Origin of the sequence: Capnocytophaga endodontalis (assembly GCF_002209445.1) — a bacterium.
GTDB classification, from domain to species: domain Bacteria; phylum Bacteroidota; class Bacteroidia; order Flavobacteriales; family Flavobacteriaceae; genus Capnocytophaga; species Capnocytophaga periodontitidis.
The window spans coordinates 1,179,033-1,203,280 of sequence record NZ_CP022022.1; the positions used below are offsets into that span (position 1 = coordinate 1,179,033).

General features: G+C 36.2%; 22 protein-coding genes and 1 pseudogene. 1 reads left to right on the forward strand and 22 read right to left on the reverse strand.

Annotated features, from left to right (window positions below; genetic code table 11):
- Positions 1 to 51: 51 nt before the first annotated feature.
- A pseudogene (locus CBG49_RS05565) lies at positions 52 to 1,288 on the forward strand (site-specific integrase).
- Between the two features lie 825 nt (positions 1,289 to 2,113).
- Here CBG49_RS05565 and porV read toward each other — a convergent pair.
- The 22 genes from porV to CBG49_RS16065 all read right to left on the reverse strand — a co-directional run bounded on the left by porV (position 2,114) and on the right by CBG49_RS16065 (position 24,173).
- Positions 2,114 to 3,187 (reverse strand): type IX secretion system outer membrane channel protein PorV, encoded by a 1,074-nt coding sequence (porV, locus tag CBG49_RS05575; RefSeq protein ID WP_088593714.1) that lies wholly within the window; start codon positions 3,185 to 3,187, stop codon positions 2,114 to 2,116.
- Complete coding sequence (locus CBG49_RS05580) at positions 3,184 to 3,795, reverse strand: hypothetical protein (RefSeq protein WP_088593715.1); 612 nt, start codon at positions 3,793 to 3,795, stop codon at positions 3,184 to 3,186. Before CBG49_RS05580 ends, porV begins: the two co-directional genes overlap by 4 nt.
- On the reverse strand, positions 3,789 to 5,333 hold the full coding sequence (locus tag CBG49_RS05585) for a polymorphic toxin type 23 domain-containing protein (RefSeq protein WP_088593716.1): 1,545 nt from the start codon (positions 5,331 to 5,333) through the stop codon (positions 3,789 to 3,791). Before CBG49_RS05585 ends, CBG49_RS05580 begins: the two co-directional genes overlap by 7 nt.
- A gap of 77 nt (positions 5,334 to 5,410) precedes the next feature.
- Positions 5,411 to 5,956, reverse strand: coding sequence for a hypothetical protein (locus CBG49_RS05590; protein WP_088593717.1), 546 nt, complete (start codon positions 5,954 to 5,956; stop codon positions 5,411 to 5,413).
- A 27-nt stretch (positions 5,957 to 5,983) separates the two neighbouring features.
- The gene (locus tag CBG49_RS05595) at positions 5,984 to 6,538 is read right to left on the reverse strand and encodes a hypothetical protein (protein WP_088593718.1); all 555 of its coding nucleotides are present in this window, start codon (positions 6,536 to 6,538) and stop codon (positions 5,984 to 5,986) included.
- Entirely contained in the window at positions 6,523 to 7,749 is a 1,227-nt protein-coding gene (locus tag CBG49_RS16050) for an RHS repeat domain-containing protein (RefSeq protein ID WP_227002970.1), read from the reverse strand. Before CBG49_RS16050 ends, CBG49_RS05595 begins: the two co-directional genes overlap by 16 nt.
- Positions 7,750 to 7,758: 9 nt before the next feature.
- Complete coding sequence (locus CBG49_RS05605; protein ID WP_048747028.1) at positions 7,759 to 8,418, reverse strand: hypothetical protein; 660 nt, start codon at positions 8,416 to 8,418, stop codon at positions 7,759 to 7,761.
- Positions 8,412 to 9,857 carry a polymorphic toxin type 23 domain-containing protein gene (locus CBG49_RS05610; protein ID WP_088593719.1) on the reverse strand — a complete coding sequence of 482 codons (1,446 nt, stop codon included), beginning with the start codon at positions 9,855 to 9,857 and terminating at the stop codon, positions 8,412 to 8,414. The genes CBG49_RS05605 and CBG49_RS05610 overlap by 7 nt, the downstream gene beginning before the upstream one ends.
- 320 nt (positions 9,858 to 10,177) lie before the next feature.
- On the reverse strand, positions 10,178 to 10,414 hold the full coding sequence (gene imm40 / locus CBG49_RS16055; protein WP_227002972.1) for an Imm40 family immunity protein: 237 nt from the start codon (positions 10,412 to 10,414) through the stop codon (positions 10,178 to 10,180).
- A 351-nt stretch (positions 10,415 to 10,765) separates the two neighbouring features.
- Complete coding sequence (locus CBG49_RS05620) at positions 10,766 to 11,179, reverse strand: hypothetical protein (RefSeq protein WP_157668369.1); 414 nt, start codon at positions 11,177 to 11,179, stop codon at positions 10,766 to 10,768.
- A 65-nt stretch (positions 11,180 to 11,244) separates the two neighbouring features.
- Positions 11,245 to 12,765, reverse strand: a complete 1,521-nt coding sequence (locus CBG49_RS16060; RefSeq protein ID WP_472266233.1) for a polymorphic toxin type 23 domain-containing protein — start codon at positions 12,763 to 12,765, stop codon at positions 11,245 to 11,247.
- Between the two features lies 1 nt (position 12,766).
- Positions 12,767 to 13,339 (reverse strand): hypothetical protein, encoded by a 573-nt coding sequence (locus tag CBG49_RS05630; RefSeq protein ID WP_227002973.1) that lies wholly within the window; start codon positions 13,337 to 13,339, stop codon positions 12,767 to 12,769.
- 77 nt (positions 13,340 to 13,416) lie between these two features.
- Positions 13,417 to 16,410: an RHS repeat domain-containing protein gene (locus CBG49_RS05635; RefSeq protein WP_227002974.1), complete on the reverse strand. Its 2,994-nt coding sequence runs from the start codon at positions 16,408 to 16,410 to the stop codon at positions 13,417 to 13,419.
- Positions 16,411 to 16,529: 119 nt separating this feature from the next.
- Positions 16,530 to 17,057: a hypothetical protein gene (locus CBG49_RS05640; protein ID WP_088593723.1), complete on the reverse strand. Its 528-nt coding sequence runs from the start codon at positions 17,055 to 17,057 to the stop codon at positions 16,530 to 16,532.
- Complete coding sequence (locus CBG49_RS05645) at positions 17,051 to 18,532, reverse strand: polymorphic toxin type 23 domain-containing protein (RefSeq protein ID WP_088593724.1); 1,482 nt, start codon at positions 18,530 to 18,532, stop codon at positions 17,051 to 17,053. The genes CBG49_RS05640 and CBG49_RS05645 overlap by 7 nt, the downstream gene beginning before the upstream one ends.
- 77 nt (positions 18,533 to 18,609) lie before the next feature.
- A complete protein-coding gene (locus CBG49_RS05650) occupies positions 18,610 to 19,155 on the reverse strand; it encodes a hypothetical protein (RefSeq protein WP_088593717.1) in 546 nt (181 codons plus the stop codon).
- 27 nt (positions 19,156 to 19,182) lie between these two features.
- Complete coding sequence (locus CBG49_RS05655; RefSeq protein ID WP_088593718.1) at positions 19,183 to 19,737, reverse strand: hypothetical protein; 555 nt, start codon at positions 19,735 to 19,737, stop codon at positions 19,183 to 19,185.
- Positions 19,722 to 21,221, reverse strand: coding sequence for an RHS repeat domain-containing protein (locus CBG49_RS05660; RefSeq protein WP_227002975.1), 1,500 nt, complete (start codon positions 21,219 to 21,221; stop codon positions 19,722 to 19,724). The genes CBG49_RS05655 and CBG49_RS05660 overlap by 16 nt, the downstream gene beginning before the upstream one ends.
- A 42-nt stretch (positions 21,222 to 21,263) precedes the next feature.
- Positions 21,264 to 22,259: a hypothetical protein gene (locus CBG49_RS05665; protein WP_088593726.1), complete on the reverse strand. Its 996-nt coding sequence runs from the start codon at positions 22,257 to 22,259 to the stop codon at positions 21,264 to 21,266.
- 6 nt (positions 22,260 to 22,265) lie between these two features.
- Complete coding sequence (locus tag CBG49_RS05670) at positions 22,266 to 22,523, reverse strand: GTP-binding protein EngB (protein ID WP_088593727.1); 258 nt, start codon at positions 22,521 to 22,523, stop codon at positions 22,266 to 22,268.
- Positions 22,524 to 22,530: 7 nt separating this feature from the next.
- Positions 22,531 to 22,806, reverse strand: a complete 276-nt coding sequence (locus CBG49_RS05675) for a hypothetical protein (RefSeq protein WP_088593728.1) — start codon at positions 22,804 to 22,806, stop codon at positions 22,531 to 22,533.
- A complete protein-coding gene (locus CBG49_RS16065) occupies positions 22,803 to 24,173 on the reverse strand; it encodes an RHS repeat domain-containing protein (protein WP_227002976.1) in 1,371 nt (456 codons plus the stop codon). Before CBG49_RS16065 ends, CBG49_RS05675 begins: the two co-directional genes overlap by 4 nt.
- Between the last annotated feature and the right edge of the window lie 75 nt (positions 24,174 to 24,248).

Consider the following 24,248-nt stretch of genomic DNA (forward strand, 5'->3'; position numbering starts at 1 on the left):
TATTGTACAGTAACTTGATAAAAGTACTTTCGCAAATTAAAAAATTAGAGTATGAAAAAAGTAAAACGCTCAACCTTTAAGGTATTGTTTTACCTTAAAAAGAATGCCCCAAAGAAGAACGGTAAGGTTGCTATTATGGGGCGTATTACCATTGACAATCAGGTAGCTCAGTTTAGTACCAAACTTGAAATCCTTCCACAGAAATAAGATTTGAAGTACGGAAGGGTAACAGGTAAAACAGAAGAAGCTACCCAACTTAATCGCAAGCTGGAAGAGATTCGCTCACGTATCATTACTCATTATGAGGAGTTGATGAAGTACGAGGGAGTGGTTACTGCTCAGAAGCTAAAAGCTACTTTTCTAGGCATAGGAGTAATGGAAGATTCCTTGCTAAAAGTCTATGAGAATTTCAAAGAAGGCTTTGCCTTGATGGTAGAAAAAGGTGTTAGAAGTTACAGCACTCTTAACAAATATGAGAATGTATATACTCATTTGAGCGAGTTTATCCAGTATAAATACCGCAGAAGTGATATTTCTTTCAAAGAGCTTACAGAAGACTTTATCAACGATTTTGACTTCTATCTTAGAGTTAATAAAAGTCTTACTCACAACACAATATGGGTTTATATGATGCCCCTTTGTAAAATGGTAGAAATAGCCATAGATAAAGGAATTATCTATCGCAATCCTTTTTAAGAATTATATAAGTTCTATGGAGGAGAAAGATAGAGGCTATTTGCTTAGAGAGGAAGTAGAAACTCTTTTACAATATCACCCTAAGAGTGCTTCTGCTGAATTAGTACGAGACCTATTTGTTTTTAGTTGCTTTACAGGCTTCTCTTATATTGATATCAAACAACTTAAAAGAAGCCACTTACAATCGTTCTTTGACGGCAACAAATGGCTTATCAAACGCCGTCAGAAATCTGATGTACCCTGTAATGTACGTCTGTTGGATATAGCCGAGAAAATTATTGAAAAATATGAAGGTACGACTCGTACAGAGGCATTGTTTCCTACACCCTCCAATGCTAATTGCAACCTCTTAATCAGAAAGATGATGAAAGATTGTAACATCATTCGTGAAAAAACCATTTCATTTCACTGGGCACGCCATACCTTTGGTACTCTGTTCTTAACAGAAGGGGTTCCCTTGGAAAGTGTTAGTAAGATGATGGGACATAAGAATATCAAAACTACCCAGATTTATGCTAAAATCACCAATGAGAAGATCAGCAAGGATATGGAAATTGCTGCCGAACGATTAAAAAACTTAAAGATAGGATAACTAACAAATTTCTTCTTAGAATTAAAATCCATTGATAACATTTCAAAAAGAGATGTGTCGATGGATTTTTTTGTTGCCTTACAAAAAGCTATCTCACAAAGATAAGAGTGTTATTAAGACTTACCTATTTTCCCTGTTTTAAACACTTAAGGCACGTAATGGCGGTTCGTTGTTCGAGTGCAAAGGTATTTCTGTGTTCTTAACGCTTCTTGCAAGGTCAAGCCCGATGGGTTTTCAAAAAAATCTCCAGCCCTTGTCCGTTGTCCTGCGGGTAGTATTTTTTTGAAAAACCTTGCAGAAGCTAAACACAGACCTTTTATGGCACTCGAAACGAAACCAGCTCATTCCGACCTTTAAGCGAATAAAAAAAATGTCTAATATGAGAAAAATGCCGCTTCTTATAGATTGTTTTTTGAAACGAATACCGCTTTTCCTCCCATTGTCGAATAAAAAAATTTCAAACTATGTAGCTACCTAATTACGTTTTTACCTTCGTACGTACTTGCTTACGTTGATACGTAAATGCAAAGTAATGTACAAATATACATATAGCTTTACATAGAATTGTAAATAACTTTGTAAGTAAGTGATTGGTTAAATATATTACTAATATGCCCTAAATCACTTTATGAGCTTGTAGTGTTTATCTTCTTTTCTTATGGTTAATTAAAATTTGACCTTTAGGGAGAATTTTCTGTTCACCGGAACAGAGCAAGTTGTGTTTTGAGCAGCTGAAAACCTTTTAAGCTGCTCAAAACTACTTGTGCGCAAGGGAGCGCAGAATGTAGCACTCCGAAGTCGTGAGTTTTTATTGTAAATTATAGTTTAAAAAGCGTATTGTAACGATGTCCTCATAGAAGAACTCAATGGGTTATTTGTGGTTGTTGTTGAAAACAAATACGACACATCGAACTGGAACGAACGGAAAGCAAACCCACATCCAACAGTCAAGTATTGTCTATCGCCTTTTAGTTTGTGCTGATGAAAATAACCCGTACGCAGGAAAAGCTGCTCATCAAAGGCGTATTCTGCTCCTATTGCCCAACTGATCTCGTGAAGCTCTTCCTTAAAGCCGTTAGGTGCATCACTAAACGAAGTGAACATACCTTCGATAAAATCTTTGTTCTCATCACTTTCTATGGGTACTAAAAGTTTATTAGCCTCTGTAAGTACTGAAAAGCGGTTATAGCTATCCACTTGTAGGTTATAAGCTGCACCGAGTTTTAGGTTGGTCGGCAAAAAGAACGATTTGCCTAAGTCGTCGTACTTTACTTTTGCCCCAATATTAGAAAGCTGAAATCCAAAGCTATAACTTCCTGTGTAGTTCCCTATCAGGTGAAACGCAGAAGTGTAATAGCCCGAGATATCAAAGCCTAATCCGCGTGCTACTGCCTTGTCGTCTGTGGGCAATTGTAAGTTAGAATTGAGATAGCGCGCCGCCACACCCATTGCAAAGTGCTCGCTGAGCCTGAGATTGTACGAAAGGTCAAAGGTAAATTCAGTAGGACGAAAACTGCCCAGCACGGTAGCACTTCCACCGAAATCTTGAGTGAGACTCACATCGCCGATACTAAAATACGTCAGACTTGCGCCCCACGCGCTACGTTGTGTACGTTTATAATAGGTGATATTCCCCAGAAAAATGTCCTTTACAAGTTTATTGAGATAGGGTGTATAACTCACCCCAACGCCCGAGGTGTTTTCCGCAAAAATATACTTAGCAGCGTTGTTACGTTGCGCAAAAACGTTTGGCTGCGAGCACACCCCCACCTCGCCCATACCCGCAACAGCGGCATCGGTGTTAATAGACAAAAACGGAAACGCCGTAGTGATAGGTCTTTCTTCCTGCGCGTGGAGAAATACGCTGATTAATAAGGATGTAAGGAGTAAGTATTTCATCTTAAACTCATAATTTTCTTTGGTATCTTATCATACAATTTCTCAATGTTGTATTCCTTAAAGAGATATGTCTCATTAATAAGAACATCCCTTTTGTCTCTATAATTTTTTCGATAAAATAGGTGAATAGAAGATGAATCAATTACTTTTCCTTTTTCTTCTATTAAATAATAATTACCAAATACATTATAAAAATATTGAATTGTGATAATGTCATTTCTTATATTGTATTTTCCCCAATTCCATAAAAAGATATTAGATGTTCCTTGTTTCGAAGTGTCTAAAAAAACATCCATTTGCTCATTTAGCATTTTTTCAGACTTTTGAATAGAACAATCTATGGTGGCAATATTGCCATCACATTTATTTCCAAATCCATTCTGCACATAGTACATATATCCATTATTTAGAAAAACACGCATATGTATGAATTTTCCTCCATCACAATCTATACATTCCTTATTTGTGTATATACTATAATAATATCCTTTGTTTTGTATTCTATCAATTTTTATATTTTCTCTTAACGTGAAATATATTTTATTGTGCCATATACTACAAGAAATCAGAAATATAGAAAATAATATTGCGAATAGTTTTCTTACCATAATGTATACTTATTAGGGGTTAAATATTGATAATAAGAATTCCATTTTCTATCTATCATCCTAAAACCTGCTTGAGGAGTTACTATTTTATGTGCAAAGTAATTTTGAAAAGCATTTCTTATATGTTCTGAATTTGTTCCAATTTTGTAGCCTCTATATCCTATGCTGAGAGCTCCTAAACGATACATATCTGCCTCACAATTATCCCAAACTCCAAGTCTTTTTCCTTTTTTTAAATAACCTTCAGAATAAGATATTTCATCACTTTTATTTGCATCTTTACCACTTTTTCCTGTAAACAAATTCATTTGTAAAGAAAAATCTCCTATACTGATACTTGCTGCTGCTGTTCTGAACATATCTGTATCGTTACTTAGAATTTTTCCAGCATAATTAAAAGGACTCCCATCGTTTTCATACGAAGCTTTAAAATCCCCTATATGAATTCCAGCAATGGTTGTTCTCTGTTTAAAGTCTCCTCCCCAAAAGTTAGTTCCTAATGAGAATCCTGTTTTTCCATCATCCCAAGAAGCCATAGCAGAATAGCGTGTTTCAAAAGAATTGTTGCCAAAACCATTGTAATTATTGTATCCCATAAGTCCTACACCTCCCGAAATAGAGAAATTTCCGCTTTGGTAACCAGCTCCTAAATTGACTCCCATTCCTGCAGCATTTCCATAAGCAACTGCCAAAGAAAGCCCTATACTAAAATCACCGATAGATACATTATAACTTGGCATAAGGACAGAAGAAGCCCCTGTAATAAAACCATTGACAATACTATCTCCTGTAAGTGAAGTTGCCACTGAAGAACCACCAATAGCACCCATAACAGCTCCTCCTAAGGTTGACCAAGCAAACTTTTCCCACGACCAACTATCATTCATAGCTGCGCTGGTAGCATAGCTTGTTGCTCCTATGATAGCACCAACAATAACAGCTGCCCAAATGATTTCTCCATTGGGGTCTGTATATTTTAGCGGATTATTCAAACAATACCCATACCTATTAAAATTCTGAGTGTTGAATGGGTCTTGGATATAGTTATCAGGCATTAAGAAGCGATGTAGGGCAGGGTCGTAGAGACGTCCATTACAATGGATTAAGCCTACACTTGCTAAATGCTCGTGCCCTGTATAACCTCTGTCAAGAAGCAACTTATCTAACTTGTTGCCGTTGCCGTCAGTGATGCTCAATACCTTGCCCCAAGCATCAAAATGGCGGGCTTCTACGAGCTTGCCGTTAAGGTCGGTGATGGCTACAATACTACCAAGCTGATCACGATGTAGGAATAATAATTTACCTTCCTCACCATTGCTATTGTATACCGCAGGAGCACTATACGGGTCGCCACCGAGGTAAAATAGAAAGTCAATACTTCCTTTTGTTTTATTCTCTTTGATTTCTACACTGCCATCGGCACTGTAATGCTTATGAATAGGACGTTTCTCTTTTTCGGCTTCCGCATTGCCATAGAAGCTATGGACACGACTGCCAAAGGCGTTGTATAAGTAGGTGATACGCTCTTTGTCCTTCACGTATATTTGCTCAGGGCTTATTTTTTTTCAATATTTTAATGTACTTAAATCACGATGCAGAGATACAAAATATTTTTTTAATCTTGCCTATATACATTATTAAAATATATATTTTTAAATCCTGCTTTCTTTAACTTATCTGCAGTTTCTAACCCAACTACAAAGAGATAGCTCTTATTGGAAAAAGAAGCAAATCTGTACTCGCTTCTACAAATAAAGTCATCTGTATCCATATAGAAATCTTGTTTACAATACCTGGGTGTTATTACAGTTTCATCATAACTTCCACAGCAATCTCTATAATTCAGAAACAAAGACTCTTTATAATCTAATTCATAGATATTATGAACTATAAAATAATAAAACAATGGAGATTTAGGAAGTTGAATAAACTCTAATCCTTCATAATGATTTTCCTCACAAAAATCTTTAAATTTTTGTGATACAAAAGTATAGTGATCATACGATACTAAAAAATTTCCTTTTTTATTTTTCACTTTATAATCTAAATTTGCAACATCAGCTATCCTATTTTTACAAATAGGGCATATATCTGTTCTTTCCTGAACTTTAGGGTATACAAAACCCTTTTCATCTGTTCCTACAATTATTTTTGCCACCATAATATTAAATTTAAATTGTTATTCTTGCTATAAATCATTAGTTGGTCTATATACATTAGTAAAATATATGTTTTTAAATCCTGCCTTTTTTAACTTATCTGCTGTTTCTAAACCAACTACAGTGAGATAGCTCTTATTGGAAAAAGAAGCAAATCTGTACTCACTCCTACAAATAAAATCATCTGTATCCATATAAAAATCTTGTTTACAATATCTGGGTGTTATTACAGTTTCATCATAACTTCCACAGCAATCTCTATAATTCAGAAACAAAGACTCTTTATAATCTAATTCATAGATATTATGAACTATAAAATAATAAAACATAGGAGACTTAGGAAGTTGGATAAACTCTAAACCTTCATAATGATTTTCCTCACAAAAATCTTTGAATTTTTGTGATACAATGATATAGTGATCATAAGTACCTAAAAAATTTCCTTTTTTATTCTTTACTTTATAATCTAAATTTGCAACATCAGCTATCCTATTTTTACAAATAGGACATATATCTGTTCTTTCCTGAACTTTAGGGTATACAAAACCCTTTTCATCTGTTCCTACAATTATTTTTGCCACCATAATATTAAATTTAAATTGTTATTCTTATAAAAATCCCATCGGGCATCCCAATATTTTATCCAATTTTTATCATAGAATTGCTTCATTGCTTCAAATCTCTGTGTTCTGTTAAAATTGGTTCGTATTTGTAAGCCAGAATTTCTTGGTTGAGGTCGCATATGCTGTCCTAAAGCATTCTTTTTCTCTACCAAAAAATTGTTGAGGTCTTTGTGCAATTCCTGATGTCGAGAAATACTCATTGGGGTTAATTCCTGATCAGGAGCTCCTCCCATAAAAACAGGATCTGAATGATGTAGTTGTGTCTTTTCTCCTGTCCAAGGGCTCAATTTATTTTCCTTTGCATATCTATACCCGCCTATAGCACCAGTAGTTAATCCTATGCCAGCACCCATAAGACCGCCTCTAACTCCTTCTGAAAAAGCTCTATCAAAATCTTTATATTGTATATAGGAAACTGCTGTTCCAATTGCAAAACCTGATACAGCGCCTCCTACACTATTAACAGCAGCTTGTCTTAGCACAGGACTACTAATAGAAGAAAATATACCTCCTAAATTTTTTGTTGCCCATCCTCCAATCTTTGCCCCTGCCCACGAAGTAGCGGCACCTATAGCTGTAGCAGTTACACCATCATCAAAATTAAGACTACTCCAGCCACCCTGTGAGACTTGTGTAGTTATATAGTTTCCTAATCCTGAAATAGCTCCCACTGCGAATGGCCCTACATAAAGAGAAGCCCAACCTGAAACCGCTCCTACTCCAAAATATCCCAATGCACTACCCCAAGAGGTTACATTTCCTTGTATAGCATTTACTGCCAAGTTAATAACACCTCCTGCAACAGCAGCTATCAAATCATCTATGCCAAACCATTCTCCTGTAATGTCATTATACACCAGCGGATTATTCAAGCAATACCCATACCTATTAAAGTTCTGTGTATTAAAAGGGTCTTGGATATAGTTATCAGGCATTAAAAACCGATGCAAAGCAGGGTCATAGAGGCGTCCGTTCATATGGATGAGCCCTACGCTTGCCAAATGCTCGTGCCCTGTATAACCGCGGTCTAATAGGGTGAGTTTGTCTAAGGTGTTACCTGCACTGTCTTCTACTTTTATGGGTTGTCCCCAAGAGGCAAAGTGTCTTCTTTCAGCGATGTTGCCGTCTTCATCGGTGAGCATTATAATGCTTCCGAGATAGTCGCGGAGCAAATATAGTTGTTATTTCCTTTTCTTCATATATTTTTCATATTCTTGAGAATTACACCAAAACCATTTTTTACGTTTAAGCCATACATCTGGTGTAACGCTTATATTTTTTTCAATAAAATGAATAGAGGGTTCATTATAACTTGCCATCTTATCGTGAGTATAACTTTTTCTAAAAACTGTTTTTAAAGTATCACCTGAAATAATATACCAATATTCAGAATGATACCAATAAGGATTAGGCCATACTTGGTCATTAACAGTCATCATTTTTATAGTATCTCCTGAAATTTTATAAAGACCATAAAATTCATTTACATTTTTTGATACAGTATAAGCACTATTTTCTAAGTTAAAAACACACAAAGTATCATTATCTACTATCAATTCTTTTTCAAAATTGAGATTATGAGTTATTCTTGAACTTGTAGCACAAATACCATTAGGAAAGAATCTCATATACTTAAAAGAGCAATTTTCATTGCATTCTATAGATATAGAATCGCAGTAACAAATCTTATAAATTCCATTGAATTTCACAAGAGAATTTTTGCTATAATCCGTATGAGGGTCGTAGCAATAGGAAAAATTCTTGCTTACTCTTTTAGGGATATAATCGGCACAAGAGACAAGCAGTACGCAAGCAATTAATATTTTAAATATCTTTACCATAATGAATAAGGATTGTTAAAACCAGTGTAATTATAAAAGCCTTTCTTAAACTCATCATATCTATTAAAGAAATGAGTTCTAGCAAACCACACCCATTTATGAGTTACATTTTGTGTCCTATCTTGTACCATTGGGTGGCTATAACCAAAACGATAAATAGTAGAACCAGTTCCTTTTACTCCAATCCATAAAGGACTTGAATAAGTTTGTCCTTCTTTCCAAGCTCCCATTTCCTGACCTTTAAATGGACGATTAGGTTTTCCATTAAGCATTGTTCCTTTAACCCATTCAGCATTTTCTCCTACATCATTATTATATAAATTAGACCCTAATGTAAAGTTACCTACAGTCAGTTCAAAAGCATTTGAACGAAAACGATCGTGTCCATCGCCAAAAAAGTCATTTTCCAGACGGAAAGAAACATCTCTAAAATATAGTGAGACACCTCCTACCACCTGATTGTCAGCACTTGAATAATTAGTTCTAGTGTAACCTAAGCCCCAGCCTTTATATCTTGCACTTGCTCCCCAACCAGAATAATCTCCTGTACTTCCACTTCCAATACCCCAGCCTAAAGATGTCGAAAAATCACCATTTGTATAATTTAAAGAAGTGTTCAATCCCAAACCTAATGTTCCACTACCAAATCCTAATCCTAAAGAAGCTGAAAAAGAAAAATTATTAGATATAGGAATATTAAAACTTGGCATAAAACTGTTAAATGTAGAGGATAACATATAATTCCCTGCAAAAGATAATCCACCAGAAAGACTTCCACCTGCTGCGAGACTAAATCCTCCCATTGTATAGTAACTTAACAAGGCAGTTCCAGCACCTAGTCCTCCTGCTCCAACGGCATTCCAACCCCAATCTCCCGTTGTAATTCCGTGATAAACATAACCAAAAGCAAATCCTGCTACACCAACAATTAAATCATCTAGTAGAAATAGTTCCCCGTTTTGGTCAGTATAGAGTAGCGGGTTATTCAAGCAATAGCCATATCTATTAAAGTTTTGGGTGTTAAAAGGGTCTTGTACAAAGTTATCAGGTTGTAAGAAACGGTGTAGCGCAGGGTCGTACAACCGTCCGTTCATATGGATAAGTCCTACAGTTTGCAAGTGTTCGTGCCCTGTAAAGCCTCGGTCTAATAGAGTGAGTTTGTCTAAGGTATTGCCTGCGCTGTCTTCTACTTTTATGGGTTGTCCCCAAGGGTCAAAATGTCTGCGCTCGGCTATATTGCCGTCTTCATCGGTGAGCATTACTATAGAACCTAAATAATCTCTATGTAAGTAATAGAGTTTTGAGGCTTCACCGTTTGAGATGAGTATTGCAGGGGCACTATAGGCATCACCGCCTAAGTAAAGTATAAACTTGGTGCTGTTATCGGTTTTGTTACATACTATCTCTACACTACCGTCGTGGCTGTAGTGTTTAAGCAGTGGGCGTTTGGCTTTTTCTACTTCGGCATTGCCGTAATAGCAATGTGAACGCTCGCCAAAGGCGTTGTATTCATAGCTTATTCGCTCTTTATCTTTTACATATATCTGCTCAGGAGCTTTGAAAGCGTTATACCTTACAGTGGGCAGTGGGTATTTTTCTAAATAGGTTTCGCCTGCTTCGTTGGTGATAGGTTACAAAATCATCTCATTAAAAAAAAGATGTTGTTTAATAGTTTCATCTTTTACATTAAGTACAAGGATAAAATAAGCATTATCCTTTTTGTATTCTAAAATGTATTTAATAGCTCTTTTAGCACTTCTCAAAGCATAATCAGCATCAGACTCATTTTTTTTCTTTCGCAACTCCAATTGTCATAATTATGTTCAAAATAATTATTTTTATACTCTACTACATCCCCTCCAAAAACTGTAATTTTTAGTTTTAGGCATTCTTCTAAAATCTCTAAGGCATCATTTTTTGAAAAAGATTTTTGTATTGTTCCATATACTGGAGTTCCTCTTTTTAGTAGTGCTATTAATTTATCTGTTAATTCCATATTATTTAACGTGAGTTCGACGTAAGTAATTGTTTAACAATCAGCAAAATATTTTAAATCTCCCACGAATTTCACGAATTTTCACGAAATTGAGACTGTATAAAACTCTTTACTTTATATTATCTCACGAATTTTCACCTGACGGTGAATTATTTTGTGAATATATTATGTTACAAAGCTGTAAATCAATATTCTGTTATATCGAACTGACGTTAATTATTATGACCATCAAAAACAGAACAACTGTATATAATTATCACAAATAAGCTATAAATAATTTTTTTTTTACCATAATGTAAATCCATTTCGTGTTTTGAATTGATAATAATCATCTCATCAGGAAGAGATATATTACCAATCAGGAGAATATATTAACCAATCCTTAGGTATTATTTTTTTCTTATACACAATAGTATCCTTATTAAAAATTCCTTCTCCTATGGTAACTAACAAAGTATCTTCTATATTTATACTTTTTTCTTTTAACAGAAAACGACCTACTTGAGAATTTCTTGCTATAAAATTCATATAAATTTTCCCATTTTTTAGCTCGAATTTTCCCATTAGAGCCCTTCTGGGGTCTATTGTTGTTTTGTCAGTAGAATCAACATAAAAAAAACAACCAACTTTTCCATCTTTATAAAACTTAATAGCTTTTTTATATTTATTTGAGCAATCTTTATAAAGAACTGTAGTATCTATTTTACTATAAACCGAGTTAAATTCTAAAGGTTTAATAATGTTTCTTTTTTTTAATCTAACCATTCCGTATTCATTCCTAAAATAGCATTGTATATTGAACAGAATAAATAACATTAATATTATCTTTCTTACCATGATGTAAAAGGATTATAAGTTCTATACTGATAAAAAGAATCCCATTTCCAAGATTGATTCTCAAATCCTGCATCTTTTATAATTCCATGTATTACCCTATCTTGTATAGCATGTCTTACTTTTTCACTATTTACTCCTGCACGATAGCCACCATATCCAAAGGTTAAAGAGCCTAATCTATATTTCTTTCCTATTTCATCTACATAACCTCGGGGAAATTTTACATTAAAATCATCAACCACTAAATTTTTAGGATAGTAAGAATAATCTTCAGGCCTTGAATAAATTCTTTTCCCTGTAAACAAATTAAACCCAGCAGAAAAATCTCCAACAGATACATTCAAAGCTGCAGTTCTATAACTATCTCCTCGATCTCCTAATCTAAGATGTTTGATACCAAGTCCTCCATCATTCTCATACATAGCTCTAAAATCTCCACTATGAAATCCTATTACTCCTGTTCTTTGCTCAAAATCACCTTTCCAGATGTTTGTTCCAAGAGACAAACCTAATTTACCATCATCCCAAGAAGCCATAGCAGAATAGCGTGTTTCAAAATTGTTCTTCCAGAATCGATTGTAATTAACATACCCCATAAGTCCTACGCCTCCCGAAATAGAAAAATTTCCACTTTGATAACTAGCACCTAAGTTAACCCCCATTCCTCCAGCGTTACCAAAAGCAATAGCTAAAGAGAGACCTACACTAAAATCACCTATAGATACATTGTAGCTTGGCATAAGAGCAGAAGATGCCCCTGTGATAAAGCCATTTAAGACACTCTCTCCCGATAGTGAAGTTGCCACTGAAGAACCACCAATAGCACCCATAACAGCTCCTCCTAAGGTTGACCAAGCAAATTTTTCCCACGACCAATTATCGTGCATAGCTGCGCTAGTAGCATAGCTTGTTGCTCCTATGATAGCACCAACAATAACAGCTGCCCAAATGATTTCTCCATTGGGGTCTGTATATTTTAGCGGATTATTCAAACAATACCCATACCTATTAAAATTCTGAGTGTTGAATGGGTCTTGGATATAGTTATCAGGTTGTAAGAAACGGTGTAGCGCTGGGTCGTAGAGACGTCCATTACAATGGATTAAGCCTACACTTGCTAAATACTCGTGTCCTGTATAACCGCGGTCAAGTAGTAAGTTTTCTAACTTATTGCCATTGCCGTCAGTGATGCTTAGCACCTTGCCCCAAGCATCAAAATGGCGGGCTTCTACGAGCTTGCCGTTAAGGTCGGTGATGGCTATAATACTATCAAGCTGATCGCGGTGTAGGAATAATAATTTGCCTTCTTCACCATTGCTGCTGTATACCGCAGGAGCACTATACGGGTCGCCACCGAGATAAAAGACAAAGTCAATACTTCCTTTTGTTTTATCCTCTTTAATTTCTACACTGCCATCGGCACTGTAATGTTTATGAATAGGGCGTTTTTCCTTTTCAGCTTCAGCATTACCGTAATAGCAATGTGAACGCTCGCCAAAGGCATTGTACTTAATTTTATTTTTCTTCTATAAACTGAGAAGGCACTATTTTATCTAAACAATTATTCACAAAGTACTCCCATTCATACACTTCTATTTCTCCACCAAAAGTACTAATAACACATAGTTTACTTTTCTTTATAGCTGTAAAATATCCATAAACTCCTCCCATATAGAAAAGCATATCAAACTTCTTATCAAAAAGAAATTTAGCTAACTCATTTTCTGGAAGAGATGATTTATATGCTCTTGAGTTTGAAATAAATCTCACATCTCCTGTCGCAACTAACTCACCTTTACTATCAGTAATATAAGTACGAGTATATAAGTAACTTTTCCTTTTCTTAAAAAGTCCTTGAGGTTTTATGTTATAATAGTTAGGCATTAAGTAGCAGACAAAAGAACCGTCTAAATACTCCTCTTTATAAGCCTTATAGTTTGGCACTCTAAATAAAATATTATACAATCCAAATATATGAAATTGCTTGAGTTCTTCGGTTTCATTTACTATCTTAGCTTTTCTCACAAGATACTCTATTCTATCCTCTAACTCTTTCAGTTCTCCCTTGATATGCAACCTATCAATCATATTGATAGTATCTTGAGAGTACAAAAAGCACCAAGAAGAATTCAATACTATAATAATAAATAGCCTCCTCATTATCATTATCTTGATATATAAAAAATATTATAGGAATTTGTGATTTGAGTAGCATCTATTTTATGAAAACTACCGCCATTAGCTGGGTTCATAACATAATAGAATGTTTTTTGTATAACACTTCCATTAAGCTTTATAATTGTTTTTTGAACAATACGTTGCATAATCACACTATGTCCAACACTTTGTCCCATATTCATATTAATAGCTACCCTTGCTCCTCCTTGCATTTTAGATAATACTGTTGGTAAAGATATAAGTTTAAAATGTTCTCCTGCTACAGTATGTCCAGAAGCATTTGCATAAGCACCCCAAAGTCCCACATCATCTAAAGGAACTATATTAGGGTCACTTCCGAAATTAACTAAATCTCTTATTTGTTCCTGAGTCATATTTCCTCCAAAAGACTTGTCTACAGCTTCTGCACTGGCTGGTAAACAATTATTATCACCTACTTGTCCAACTTTAGGAATATTTTGTTGAGCTAATATGTTTTTTTGCACAGTAGCTCCATCCCAAAAACGTCTTCCGTCAATAGCGGCATCTATACCTCCTGAGAGACCTCCTATAACACCTCCCATTGCCATTCCTATCAATCCATTAGTTATACCACTACCAAAAGCTTGTCCGATATTTTGCCCTCCTACCAATCCATTACCAAAGCCTCCTACAAATCCAGCACCTAAGCCAGAGGCTGCCCCTATAGCAGCACCATTTATAAAACTCGAAGAAACCGCCACTGAGGTACTCATAAACCCTCCTGCAAACGTACCTCCAGCTAATGAAGCACTCACTCCAGAACCTATACCAGCCCCTACAGCCCCTGCCACAGCTCCTACTGCGAAATAGCCAAGTCCTTTAGCATCAAGACGTGCACCATTTGAAATCCAATTTATCACTCCTCCTACGACAGCGCCTATGACTAAATGCCAAAACTCTCCATTTTGGTCTACATATACCAGTGGGTTATTCAAACAATATCCATACCTATTAAAGTTCTGGGTATTAAAAGGGTCTTGTACATAGTTATCGGGTTGTAAGAAACGGTGTAGCGCTGGGTCGTACAAACGTCCGTTCATATGTATTAAGCCTACGGTTTGCAGGTGTTCGTGTCCTGTAAAGCCTCGGTCTAATAGGGTGAGTTTGTCTAAGGTATTGCCTGCGCCGTCTTCTACTTTTATGGGTTGTCCCCAAGGGTCAAAGTGTCTGCGCTCGGCTATATTGCCGTCTTCATCGGTGAGCATTACAATGCTTCCGAGATAATCGCGGTGTAGATAATAGAGCTTTTGAGTCTCACCGTCTGAAATGAGTATCGCAGGAGCGCTATACACATCACCTCCTAAGTAAAGTATAAACTTGGTGCTGTTATCGGTCTTGTTACATACGATTTCTGTACTACCGTCGTGGCTGTAGTGTTTAAGCATTGGACGTTTGGCTTTTTCTACTTCAGCATTGCCGTAATAGCAGTGTGAACGCTCGCCAAAGGCGTTGTATAAGTAGGTGATACGCTCTTTGTCCTTTACGTATATTTGCTCAGGACTCTTGAGCATATTGTAGCGTATCACAGGCATTGGTGCCTCTTTATAAAAGGTTTCGCCTGTAGAGTTCAATACTAACTTTTCTTGGTCATAACCCTTAGCAGGGTATTTATAAGTACCCAAAAGACTATTTTCAGTAATGCGCCCGCGCTCATCGTAGCTATGGGTTTGCGGTGGGGTATTGGCATCGCCCCAAGCGGTCAGGCGGTCTAAGTTATCATAGCTAAAATCCTCTTGTTTACCCCAAAAGCTGTATTGACGGCTGTCTAACAGTCCTTTTTGAGGGTTAAACTGCCACGTAAGGGCACCAATTGCCTTATCCTCACTTTGCAAGAGCTGACTTACAGGAAAACCTTTGTCGTAAGTATAGGTCTCTTTTACATTGCCTTTATGGCTTACAAGGGGTTGCCCATAGGGGTTCTCACTGCTGAGTTTCCAAAGGGTTATGCCCTTGTCGTCCTTCATTTCCACGAGTTCACCATTTTGATAGCGGTATTGCACCATTGCACTCGCGCGTTTGCCTGCTGCCTCTGCGGTGGTCATTTCCTTTTGTACCCGACCGAAAAGGTCATAAGTATAGGCTTTGGTATACTTTGCCCAAGGGTTAGTCTCGCTGCTGGTAAGTAGCTGGCGGTTGTGGTTATAAGTATAGGTGTAATGATCGCTATTGCCGTCCTGGTTCTCATTGTCTATTTGGGTCAGGAGCTTTTCGGCATTATAGGTATAGCGGATGAGCATATCGGTATGGTCGCCTACTAAGTGCTTGCTCTTCAAGCGGTCGCTGTTGGGCTCGTAGGTAAGCGTAGTTTTACCCTTAGGGGTAGTCTCCTCAGTAAGACGCCCCCAGCTGTCGTAAGCGTAGCGATAAACACCTGCGGCAGGGTCGGTAATGCTTGTTTTTCTGCCCCAGCCATCTTGGGTTATCTTTTGTATGGCACCTCCATAGTCGGCTGTTTTTAGGCTACCGTTGGCAAAGTAGGTATAGCGCACGGTACCCCCTGTATCTTGGTGTTCTACGATATTACCTTGCGCATCGCGAGTGCTTATCACTTGTTGCTGTCCGTCATCGGCAGTGGTTTTGAGCTTGTCGTAAGTAAAGCGGGTTATTTTACCTTCCGGACTGGTGATAGTGGTAGGTCGTCCATATACATCGTATTCTGTCCTCTTCGCCTTTTGAGAAGCACCTCTTGTGGGGTGAGGTGTGCTTACAGCTACTTGTTGCCCTATACCGTCGTACTCGTAGCTAATTGCATAGCGGTTGTTGAAAGCATCATTACTTTCTTTTTCTAACAACCAGCCCAAAGTGTTATAGCTCTCTGCACTGTAAGCACCTTCTTCGTTTTCGGTAATGGTTTTAAAAATACTTCCGTTAAATTCATAATGTTCGGTATGAGTCGTTATAAAACGGTAAAAAACTATATCTTGGACTGTGTATCTTACTTTTCTAATATTAGTTCTCATAGTAAAATTTATCTGAGAGGCTTAACACTCTAAAGTGAGGTACGTCTCCCATTCTATCGTGAAAACCATTTTGTATAGGACCTCGTATATTGCGTTCACTGTTATAGCCTATACAGTATTTATGGTATGTACACGCTGGTACTATCTGGCTTAGGACTAAATTTTTTAAACCTAAACTTAGCATTCCAATACTCCTCTCCTCCATTAAATCCTACAAATTTTCTAATTATAAATGTAGAATCATTAATAATTTCTCCATAGGTATGATAGGTATGTTTAAAGCCTCTTCCTACAAAATTCTCCATCTCAAGAGATTTATTGTTAATAGTAAAAACACCTACACCATAGGGTTCATTCCTTATTTTAGAAAGAACATCTTGATTATAAAGAAACTTTTTTTCAATAGATTGAAAAATATCTTGTTCTACATATATAAAAACCAATATACTCACTCCATCTCTATAGAAAATTGTAACAGCTATCGTTTTATCCCATATAGGTTCAGAATAATAATAACCATCTATTTTTAAATCTGTTCCTAAATAAGGTCTTCGTTGCATTCCTAAATCTGCAACGATTTTACTACATCCTATCATTACTAATAATAGAATACAAAATACTACTAATATTGCTTTTTTTGTTACCATAATGTATAAGGGTTTGATGAATAAATTCCGTAATAAAATCTATCAGAAAGACTTAAAACTCTAAAGTGAGGGACTCCCATTCTATCGTGAAAACCATTTTGTATAGGACCTCGTATATTGCGTTCGCTGTTATAGCCTATACGGTATTGGTTATAGCCTATATAAATGACTCCCATACGATAATCATCTGCTGTACCTCCTATGTATGTACCACTTCTAATGTTCTCTGCCTTACCTGTAAAAATGTTTAGCCCCGCATTTAGTCCTTTTAGTTTACCTCCTGTGATATCAAAACGCAAAGCAGCAGTGCGGTATTTGTCTTTCTCGTAAGTACCTGGCGTAAAAAGTCCTGGTACAGGTGCCCAGGTATCGTTCTCATAGGTAATTTTCCATTTTTCTCCACCTCCGTAGAAAAAACCTGTTTGTTGTGTGGTTTCACCACTAAAAAAGTAAGTAGAACCTATACCCAATCGAAATTTGTAACGGTAATTTTGATAATCAATACCATAACCTGTTCTTAGTTCCCAGCCACTCTCACCTGTACCTATTGCACTTAGGTAATAAGTAGCTCCAAAATTCAGACCTATATTTAATCCATTTAATATAGCGTAACCAAAAGTAACATTTACTCCTACCCCTATTCCATCACTACCTAATGACAGTTGAGGCGTAATACCTATAGTAAAACCTGTTTTTCCTAAGGCATAAGTGGCACCACTGAGTTGAGCTAAATAACCATTGGCAGCTCCCATTATTGCTCCCCCTAATATACTACCCCAGCTATCAGAGTAATTCCATTTGAAAAGGTTGTATTCTCCATTATTAGCGGCCACTCCTGAAGAATAAGCACCTAAGAGTGCTCCTGCAAGAATAGGAAGCCATTGTATAATTTCACCATTCTCATCTACATACACCAGCGGGTTATTCAAGCAATACCCATATCTATTAAAGTTCTGTGTATTAAAAGGGTCTTGGATATAGTTATCGGGCATTAAGAAGCGGTGTAGGGCAGGGTCGTAGAGACGTCCATTACAATGGATTAAGCCTACACTTGCTAAATACTCGTGCCCTGTATAGCCGCGATCTAACAATAAAGAAGTTAGTTTATTCCCGTTAGCATCTGTAATACTCAACACCTTGCCCCAAGCATCAAAGTGCCTTGCTTCTATGAGCTTGCCATTAAGGTCGGTGATGGCTACAATACTGCCTAATTGGTCTCTATGTAAAAAGAGTAGTTTTCCTTCTTCTCCATTGCTGCTGTATACCGCAGGAGCACTATACGGGTCACCACCGAGATAAAAGACGAAATCAATAGTGCCTTTGGTTTTATCCTCTTTGATTTCTACACTGCCATCGGCACTGTAATGCTTATGAATAGGACGTTTCTCTTTTTCGGCTTCCGCATTGCCATAGAAGCTATGGACACGACTGCCAAAGGCGTTGTATAAGTAGGTGATACGCTCTTTGTCCTTCACGTATATTTGCTCAGGGCTTATTTTTTTTCAATATTTTAATGTACTTAAATCACGATGCAGAGATACAAAATATTTTTTTAATCTTGCCTATATACATTATTAAAATATATATTTTTAAATCCTGCTTTCTTTAACTTATCTGCAGTTTCTAACCCAACTACAAAGAGATAGCTCTTATTGGAAAAAGAAGCAAATCTGTACTCGCTTCTACAAATAAAGTCATCTGTATCCATATAGAAATCTTGTTTACAATACCTGGGTGTTATTACAGTTTCATCATAACTTCCACAGCAATCTCTATAATTCAGAAACAAAGACTCTTTATAATCTAATTCATAGATATTATGAACTATAAAATAATAAAACAATGGAGATTTAGGAAGTTGAATAAACTCTAATCCTTCATAATGATTTTCCTCACAAAAATCTTTAAATTTTTGTGATACAAAAGTATAGTGATCATACGATACTAAAAAATTTCCTTTTTTATTTTTCACTTTATAATCTAAATTTGCAACATCAGCTATCCTATTTTTACAAATAGGGCATATATCTGTTCTTTCCTGAACTTTAGGGTATACAAAACCCTTTTCATCTGTTCCTACAATTATTTTTGCCACCATAATATTAAATTTAAATTGTTATTCTTGCTATAAATCATTAGTTGGTCTATATACATTAGTAAAATATATGTTTTTAAATCCTGCCTTTTTTAACTTATCTGCTGTTTCTAAACCAACTACAGTGAGATAGCTCTTATTGGAAAAAGAAGCAAATCTGTACTCACTCCTACAAATAAAATCATCTGTATCCATATAAAAATCTTGTTTACAATATCTGGGTGTTATTACAGTTTCATCATAACTTCCACAGCAATCTCTATAATTCAGAAACAAAGACTCTTTATAATCTAATTCATAGATATTATGAACTATAAAATAATAAAACATAGGAGACTTAGGAAGTTGGATAAACTCTAAACCTTCATAATGATTTTCCTCACAAAAATCTTTGAATTTTTGTGATACAATGATATAGTGATCATAAGTACCTAAAAAATTTCCTTTTTTATTCTTTACTTTATAATCTAAATTTGCAACATCAGCTATCCTATTTTTACAAATAGGACATATATCTGTTCTTTCCTGAACTTTAGGGTATACAAAACCCTTTTCATCTGTTCCTACAATTATTTTTGCCACCATAATATTAAATTTAAATTGTTATTCTTATAAAAATCCCATCGGGCATCCCAATATTTTATCCAATTTTTATCATAGAATTGCTTCATTGCTTCAAATCTCTGTGTTCTGTTAAAATTGGTTCGTATTTGTAAGCCAGAATTTCTTGGTTGAGGTCGCATATGCTGTCCTAAAGCATTCTTTTTCTCTACCAAAAAATTGTTGAGGTCTTTGTGCAATTCCTGATGTCGAGAAATACTCATTGGGGTTAATTCCTGATCAGGAGCTCCTCCCATAAAAACAGGATCTGAATGATGTAGTTGTGTCTTTTCTCCTGTCCAAGGGCTCAATTTATTTTCCTTTGCATATCTATACCCGCCTATAGCACCAGTAGTTAATCCTATGCCAGCACCCATAAGACCGCCTCTAACTCCTTCTGAAAAAGCTCTATCAAAATCTTTATATTGTATATAGGAAACTGCTGTTCCAATTGCAAAACCTGATACAGCGCCTCCTACACTATTAACAGCAGCTTGTCTTAGCACAGGACTACTAATAGAAGAAAATATACCTCCTAAATTTTTTGTTGCCCATCCTCCAATCTTTGCCCCTGCCCACGAAGTAGCGGCACCTATAGCTGTAGCAGTTACACCATCATCAAAATTAAGACTACTCCAGCCACCCTGTGAGACTTGTGTAGTTATATAGTTTCCTAATCCTGAAATAGCTCCCACTGCGAATGGCCCTACATAAAGAGAAGCCCAACCTGAAACCGCTCCTACTCCAAAATATCCCAATGCACTACCCCAAGAGGTTACATTTCCTTGTATAGCATTTACTGCCAAGTTAATAACACCTCCTGCAACAGCAGCTATCAAATCATCTATGCCAAACCATTCTCCTGTAATGTCATTATACACCAGCGGATTATTCAAGCAATACCCATACCTGTTAAAGCTCTGTGTATTAAAAGGGTCTTGGATATAGTTATCGGGCATTAAGAAGCGGTGTAGGGTAGGGTCGTACAAACGCCCATTCATATGAATAAGCCCTACGCTTGAGAGGTGTTCGTGTCCTGTATAACCGCGGTCTAATAATAAAGAAGTTAGTTTATTCCCGTTAGCATCTGTAATACTCAACACCTTGCCCCAAGCATCAAAATGGCGGGCTTCTACGAGCTTGCCGTTAAGGTCGGTGATGGCTACAATGCTGCCTAATTGGTCTCTATGCAAAAAGAATAGTTTTCCTTCTTCTCCATTGCTATTGTATACCGCAGGAGCTGAATACGGGTCGCCACCGAGGTAAAATAGAAAGTCAATACTTCCTTTTGCTTTATCCTCTTTGATTTCTACACTGCCATCGGCACTGTAATGTTTATGAATAGGGCGTTTCTCTTTTTCGGCTTCCGCATTGCCATAGAAGCTATGGGCACGACTGCCAAAGGCGTTGTATAAGTAGGTGATACGCTCTTTGTCCTTTACGTATATTTGTTCGGGGCTTATCTTCAATATTTCAATGTACTTTAATCACGATGCAAAGGCAGAAAAAAATTAGTACCATTTATTAATCCTATCTGAAAAGTAATTGTAATTATACATTTTTAAAAAGAAACTTATAGGTTTTGCTTCATTTTTCATACTATAATACTCCACAGCAAAGTCATTTGTTTTGTAATATAATCGCACCTTATCTTCAAGGAGCTTATAAACTGTGTGCAAATCATTTTTAGTCTCCTCATAATTATATTCTATATATTGATTTTCAATCATCTGAATATACTTTTCTAAGGCAGTGTATATTAAGGGATCTTGAGAAATACCCTTATCTTTATCATATTCACTGCCATAACCAAGATTTTTTGCTTGTGAAAAATCTCTTGCAAAGCGATAGTACTTTTCTCTTTCCTTATAGAAAGTAACAAACCCATTATTACCCTCCTCTTTGTAGTTGAGAATAGAATAATACAACTGCTTGATGATCAAAAAGAAAAAGAAAGAATCTGTCTTATCCCTTCCATTTTCGTATGACTCAATAAGATACTTCGGAGTGCCCTTATACTCTTGAATAGCATTTAATACATCCTTACAGTGCATTTCTTTGAGTAATGCATCTATTGGAAAAGTTTGCATTGGCACAAAATAGTTCTTCCCAAAGTAATGTACTTTATCTATATATTTTTCCTTGTAAAAAGGTATTTTTGCATGGGTAAGATAGCTGTATACGTTCCTAATAAATACCCATAATTCTCCTCTTGTAGTCCTATCTAAAATAGTTTTATCGGCTAATGCACTTAGGTATTTATCTAATACAAAATACAGTAAAAGCATATCAGTGGTAGAGACACATTGCTTTAAAAAGAAACCTTTTTGAGCTTTCTGTGAGTTAAGTACTTTGATTTCTAAGAGGTGTAAGGCGTAAGAATAGTACTTTTCATTCTCTTTAAAAATTGCATAGTATTCCTCTATCTCATTTTCTGAGAACCTATCTATAGAAAGAAACATCTGTCTATAAAGCAATGCTAAAAATAAAGTTTCTTGTTTAGTCATTTTTATCTATTGTAAGTTGCGTTTACCTATGTAATAATCCCAGATACGTTGGAAACCTCGCTTTTTACATATACCTTCTAAAAATACTTCAAATGTATCTGTTATGTTATCTTTTATAAGTAATAATCCTGCTAAGTATTCTATTTCGTCTAAGAGATCATATATTTCTTCATATTCTCTGCGTTGGCTTGTAAAAACTCTCGCTTCAATTACTAATTGTTGTATAGCTAAAACAGCATTGTCCCTTTTCTCTTCTCGTATCATACTTACTTCATTCTATTTCATTAGCATATCTTATAATGCGTTTGCCTGTGTAATAATCCCAAATACGTTGAAAACCACGCTCATCACATATATCTTTTAAATAATTTTCAAACATATCCGTAAGATCTTCTTTAGCAATGGTGAATCCTAATAATCGATGTATTTCATCCAAGAAATCATATATTTCTTCATTTGTAGCCATATTAGCTGTCATAACTCTTGCTTCAACTACCAACCAATGAATTGCTAAAATAGCATTGCCTTTTTTATCTTCTTGTATCATAGACTTAATTTTATATTTACTTTAAAATCTTTCACTTTAATACCTATATCTTGATTAATAGGAGAAATGAAGATAGGTATATACTTATTATCGTTAACTAACTTAAATAGAGATCTATAACTATTAATCTCTGATTGACGAGTTAGATTGATCTGATCTTTTAAAGTAATTCTCAGATTTTTTATAGGAACATCAAATGTACTATTTGTGCTACTATCTTCAGCTCTTATTGTTTTCATTCCTAACATATCAGCAACTTTAGCTCTTTTAATTCCATCTGATATTTGATATAGTGTTTCATTATTTAAATTCCTTCCTGTCCAAGGGCTCAATTTATTTTCCTTTGCATATCTATACCCGCCTATAGCACCAGTAGTTAATCCTATGCCAGCACCCATAAGACCGCCTCTAACTCCTTCTGAAAAAGCTCTATCAAAATCTTTATATTGTATATAGGAAACTGCTGTTCCAATTGCAAAACCTGATACAGCGCCTCCTACACTATTAACAGCAGCTTGTCTTAGCACAGGACTACTAATAGAAGAAAATATACCTCCTAAATTTTTTGTTGCCCATCCTCCAATCTTTGCCCCTGCCCACGAAGTAGCGGCACCTATAGCTGTAGCAGTTACACCATCATCAAAATTAAGACTACTCCAGCCACCCTGTGAGACTTGTGTAGTTATATAGTTTCCTAATCCTGAAATAGCTCCCACTGCGAATGGCCCTACATAAAGAGAAGCCCAACCTGAAACCGCTCCTACTCCAAAATATCCCAATGCACTACCCCAAGAGGTTACATTTCCTTGTATAGCATTTACTGCCAAGTTAATAACACCTCCTGCAACAGCAGCTATCAAATCATCTATGCCAAACCATTCTCCTGTAATGTCATTATACACCAGCGGATTATTCAAGCAATACCCATACCTATTAAAGTTCTGGGTATTAAAAGGGTCTTGTACATAGTTATCGGGTTGTAAGAAACGGTGTAGTGCTGGGTCGTACAACCGTCCGTTCATATGGATAAATCCTACAGTTTGCAGGTGTTCGTGCCCTGTATAGCCTCTATCTAATAAAGTTAAACCTTGTAACACTTTTCCCGCTCCATCTTCTACTTTTATGGGTTGTCCCCAAGGGTCAAAATGGCGTCTTTCAGCTATATTGCCATTCTCATCGGTGAGCATTATAATGCTTCCGAGATAGTCGCGGTGTAGGTAATATAGTTTTGAGGTTTCTCCGTCCGAAATGAGTATCGCGGGAGCACTATAGGCATCACCACCTAAGTAAAGTATAAACTTGGTGCTGTTATCGGTTTTGTTACATACTATCTCTACACTACCGTCGTGGCTGTAGTGTTTAAGCATTGGGCGTTTGGCTTTTTCTACTTCGGCATTGCCATAATAGCAGTGTGAACGCTCGCCAAAGGCGTTATACTTAAT